General features: G+C 72.8%; 1 protein-coding gene and 1 pseudogene. Both read left to right on the top strand.

Annotated features, from left to right (window positions below; translation table 11 throughout):
• Positions 1-15: 15 nt before the first annotated feature.
• Positions 16-1,596 (top strand): PfaD family polyunsaturated fatty acid/polyketide biosynthesis protein, encoded by a 1,581-nt coding sequence (locus tag GA0115254_RS18905; RefSeq protein WP_093896487.1) that lies wholly within the window; start codon positions 16-18, stop codon positions 1,594-1,596.
• A gap of 56 nt (positions 1,597-1,652) precedes the next feature.
• Positions 1,653-5,361, top strand: a pseudogene (locus GA0115254_RS18900) (beta-ketoacyl synthase N-terminal-like domain-containing protein); the annotation flags it as partial.

Below are 5,361 nucleotides of genomic sequence, written 5' to 3'. Positions count from 1 at the left end.
GGAGCCCCTCCGTGTCTGTCCTCTCCGCTCCCGTCGCCCCCGCCCGTGTCCCCGCCGGTCTTCTCCCCCGAGGAGATCGCCGCCCGGGCCCGACGGATCCGGGAGCCCGTGCACATCGTCAGCGGGCCGAACGGCCGTGAACTGGGTCTCGCGGCCGGTCCCGTACCCGACGGCCCGGTGCTCGGGACGCTGCCGCCGCTGTACCCCGAGTGGCTCGGCGGGCGCACCTTCTGCGAGGCACACGGCGTCCGTTTCCCTTATGTGGCGGGCGAGATGGCGAACGGCATCGCGACCACCCGGATGGTGTCCGCAATGGCTCGGGCGGAGATGCTCGGGTTCTTCGGCGCCGGCGGCCTGGCGTATGCCGATGTGGAGCGGGCCGTGCACGCGCTGGCCGGGGAGCTGCGGTCCCGTTCGAACTGGGGCGTGAACCTCATCCACTCACCGGCCGAACCCGCGCTGGAGTTCCGCGTCGCCGAGCTGCTGCTGCGCTGCGGTGTGCCCCGGATCTCGGCGTCGGCGTTCATGGAGCTCACCCCGGCCGTCGTGCTGTGCTCGGCCCGCGGACTGCGCCGCGGCGCCGACGGCGGAATCGTCCGGCGCACACGGATGTTCGCCAAGGTCTCCCGGCCCGAGGTGGCCGAGAGGTTCCTCTCGCCCGCCCCGGCCGCGCTGCTGGACCGGCTCGTCGTCCAGGGGAAGCTGACCCCGCAGGAGGCCGGCCTGGCGGCCCTGGTGCCGGTGGCCGAGGACATCACCGTGGAGGCCGACAGCGGAGGTCACACCGACAACCGGCCGTTGTCGGCCCTGCTGCCGAGGATCGCCCTGCTGAGCGACGCGCTGTGCCGGCGATTCGGCTACCGCCGACCGGTCAGGGTCGGCGCGGCCGGCGGGCTGGGCACGCCGGCCGCGGTGGCCGCCGCCTTCGCCCTCGGCGCCTCCTACGTGGTCGTCGGATCGGTGAACCAGACCGCCACCGAGGCGGGCCTGTCCGAAGAGGCCAAGGCGATGCTCTGCGAGGCGGATGTCGCCGATGTGGCCATGGCACCGGCGGCGGACATGTTCGAGCTGGGGGTCACGCTGCAAGTACTGTCCCGCGGGACGATGTTCGCCCAGCGGGCCGGCAGGCTCCACGCGGCCTACCGGGCGCACGGTTCGCTGGAGGAGATCCCACCCGCGGTGCGCGCCGCGATCGAACGGGACGTGCTGCGCGCCTCGTTCGACGAGGTCTGGCAGCACACGCGCGCGTTCTGGGAGCGGCGCGATCCCTCGGAGATCACGCGTGCGGAGGCCGATCCGAAGCACCGTATGGCGCTGGTCTTCCGCTGGTACCTGGGCAGTTCCAGTCGGTGGGCGATCAGCGGCGAGGCGGCCCGACGTACCGACTACCAGATCTGGTGCGGGCCGGCGACGGGCGCGTTCAACCGCTGGGTTGCGGGCACGTTCCTGGCCGAACCGGCGAACCGGTCCGTGGTGCAGATCGCGCTCAACCTGCTCGAAGGCGCTGCGGTACTCACCCGCGCCCATCAACTGCGCACCTATGGAGTTCCGTTGCCGTCCGAGGCATTCGCCTACACCCCGCGCGGGCTGGCGTGAGCGGCCCCGGCGCCCCGGAGGCGTCAGCGGCAGCCGTCCGGCCCCGAGGAGACAACGTGTCCGCCCGCACATGTGGGCAGGTGCCCATCGCCGTGGTCGGTGTCGGCGCCCTGGTGCCCGGCGCGACGGACGCGGCAGGCTACTGGCGGATCCTGACCGGCGGCCGGGACCTGATCACTGAAGTGCCCGCCTCCCGCTGGCTGATGGCGGACCACTACGACCCCGACCCGGCCGCCCCCGACAAGACGTACGCCCGCCGCGGCGCCTTTCTGCCGGAGGTGGACTTCGACCCGTTGGCGTACGGTGTGCCGCCAGCCAACCTGTCGGCGACGGACACCTCCCAACTGCTCGCCCTGATGGTCGCCGACCAAGTGCTGACCGACGCCGGCGGTCCGTCGGGCATGGACCGGGACCGGGTCGGCGTCGTCCTCGGCGCGGCCTCCCTGGAGCTCCTCCCCCATATGTACGGGCGCGCCCATCGCCCGGTGTGGCTGACGGCGCTGCGGGAGAGCGGTCTCGCCGAGGCCGAGGCGCAGGCCGTGTGCGACCGCATCTCGGCGCACTTCAGCCCGTGGCAGGAGGCGACCTTCCCCGGCCTGCTCGGCAATGTCGTCGCGGGCCGGATCGCCAACCGGTTCGACCTGCACGGCATCAACCACACCACCGACGCCGCCTGTGCCAGCTCCCTGGCGGCACTGTCCACGGCGGTCGGTGAGCTGACGCTCGGGCGGACCGACCTGGTGATCAGCGGCGGTGTGGACACCGGGAACGACATCGGCATGTTCTTGTGCTTCTCCAAGACGCCCGCGCTCTCCCCTACCGGTGACTGCCGTCCGTTCTCGGATGCGGCGGACGGCACCATGCTCGGCGAGGCCGTCGTCATGTACGCACTGAAGCGGCTGTCCGACGCGGAGCGGGACGGCGACCGGATCCACGCGGTGATCCGGGGCATCGGCACCTCGTCCGACGGCAGGGGCACGGCGATCTACGCGCCGCTTCCCGACGGTCAGGCGCGGGCCCTGCGGCGCGCCTACGAGGAGGCGGGCTACGGTCCGCAGTCCGTGGAGCTGGTCGAGGCCCACGGGACCGGCACGAAGGCCGGGGACACTGCCGAACTGACGGCGCTGCGCGAGGTGTTCGAGGCGTCGGGACGTACGGAGGGGCAGTGGTGTGCGATCGGCTCGGTCAAGTCGCAGATCGGCCACACCAAGTGCGCGGCGGGCGCGGCGGGGCTGCTCAAGGCGGTGATGGCCCTGCACCACAAGGTGCTGCCGCCGACCATCAAGGTCGACCGGCCGATGCCGGCGGCCGCCGCCCCGGACGGTCCGTTCTACGTCAACACCGAGGCCCGGCCGTGGGTGCGTTCCGCCGGTCATCCGCGCCGGGCGTCGGTGTCGAGCTTCGGTTTCGGGGGCAGCAACTTCCACGTCACGCTGGAGGAGTACGTGCCGTCGGGCACCCTGGCCCGGGTGCCGCCGCGCCATCGTTCCGCGCCGAGCGAACTCGTCCTGTTCAGCGGCGCGTCGCCGTCCGACCTGGTGCCGCCGGAATCGTACGGCGACCGTCCGCTGGCCGCGCTCGCCCGGGAGAGCCACAGCGCGTTCTCGCCCACCGATCCGGTGCGGCTGGCCGTCGTCGCCACGGACACCGAGGACCTGAGGGAGAAGTGCGCGCAGGCGCTCACGCTGATCCGGCAGCGGCCCGGTACGGCGTTCACGACACCGAACGGTGTCCGGTACGCCTTCGGGGATCCCATGCCCGGCCGTCTCGCTTTCCTGTTTCCGGGGCAGGGATCCCAGTACGTCGGGATGGGCGCCGGCCTCGCGATGCTGTCACCGGCCGCCCAGGCTGTGTGGGACCGGCTGGGCGGTACCAGGTTCGACGGGCGGCCCCTGCACCGGGTGGTGTTCCCGCCGCCCGCCTTCACCGACGAGGAACGCGCGGCCCAGGCGGCGCGTCTGGCCGCCACCGAGTGGGCGCAGCCCGCGCTCGCGGCGCACGCACTCGCCTTGCTGGCCGTACTGCGGGGTCTGGGGCTGCAACCGGACTGCGTGGCGGGCCACAGTTTCGGTGAGCTGGTGGCGCTGCATTGCGCGGGTGTCCTGGACGCCGATGCGCTGGTCGGTCTGGCCCGCAGGCGCGGTGAGCTGATGCGGGACGCGGCCGGCGTACCGGGCGCGATGCTGGCCGTGGCGGCGGGCCGCGAGCACGTGGTGGCGGTGCTGGCCGGCGACGAGTTCGGCGACATCTGGCCGGCCAACCTCAACTCCCCTCTTCAGGTGGTGCTTTCAGGTACGAGGGAGGCTGTCGCGCGCGCCGAGGAGGCGTTCGCGGCCGAGGGTGTCGGCACACGCCGGCTGACCACTTCGACCGCTTTCCACAGCCCGCTGGTCGCCCCGGCCGGTGAGCCGCTCGCCGCGTTCCTGCGCACGGTCCCGCTCACGAAGCCCCGGATCGAGGTGTACGGCAACGCGGACGCCGAACCGTACCCGTCGTCGCCCGACGGGGTACGCCGCCGGATCGCCGACCACCTGGCCTCACCTGTGCTCTTCCAGGACCAGATCGAGGCGATGTACGCGGCAGGCGTGCGGACCTTCGTCGAAGTCGGCGCGGGCACCGCGCTGACCGGCCTGGTCGGACAGATCCTGGGTGACCGCGAGCACGCGGCCGTCCCCCTGGACCGGGCGGACCGGTCCGGGGTCAGCACCCTGCACACCGCGCTCGGTGAACTCGCCGTACGCGGTATCCCTCTGGACTTCGATCCCCTCTGGGCGCCGTACGCCTCGCCCGGAACCTCAGTGAAGGAGCGCAAGCCCCGGATGACCGTGAAGATCAGCGGAGCCAACTACGGTCAGCTCTACCCGCCCCGCACCGAAGCCGCCGAACCGCAGCCGCCCGTGTCCGCGCCGGAACGCAGGCCGGAACGCCACCCGCATCCCGCCCCCTCGTCCGACATCCTGGCGGTTCCCGTGTCCGCGTACGCACCCGCTCCCGCCCACACTCCGGAGCCGTCGGTCTACGGGGCGGCGCCCGCCCAGGAACCGGAGCCCGCGTACGGAGCCGAGCCGCCGCGCGAGCCCGTGCCCGCCTACGACCCCGTGTCCGCGTACGGGGCCGAGCCCGATGTCGCCCTCGGCCCCGAGTGGTACGCCGCGGTGGAGAGCGTCCAGCGGCAGACGGCACAGGCCCACGCGGCCTGCCAACGCATGCTGACCGACAGCCATATGGCTTTTTCTGCGGATGACCGAGACCACCCTGACCGCGATGCTCGGGGCACAGGACGCCGGCGCCGTGCCCGACGCCCCGGCTTCCCCGGCACCCCTGCCGCTCCCCCGTCCTTCGGCACCTCGGCGGACCCCGGCACCCGCGACACCGCCCCCGGCGGCGGTCGGCGTTCCCGGGACCGTGCCCGCCTTCGTACCCGCCGGGCCCGGCGAGGCGCCGTCGCCCGCACCGGTCGCCGTCGAGGAACGGGCCCCGGCCGCCGTCCCGGTGGACCCCTCGGTACCGGCCACCGATGCCACTCCTCTGTCGGCGCCGGAACTGGAGGAACTACTGCTCTCGGTGGTGGCCCGGCTCACCGGCTACCCGGTGGAGATGCTCAACGTGGACATGGAGTTGGAGGCGGATCTGGGAGTCGACTCGATCAAGCGTGTCGAGATCCTGTCGGCCGTACGCCGGAGGGTGGGCGACGTGGCGACGGGAGACATCGGACAGCTCGGCAAACTCCGCACGCTGCGCGAGATCGTCGAGGCACTCACCGCG

The sequence above is a fragment of the Streptomyces sp. Ncost-T10-10d genome (genome assembly GCF_900091955.1).
Classification (GTDB): domain Bacteria; phylum Actinomycetota; class Actinomycetes; order Streptomycetales; family Streptomycetaceae; genus Streptomyces.
This window is presented reverse-complemented; position numbering and strand designations above follow the sequence as displayed.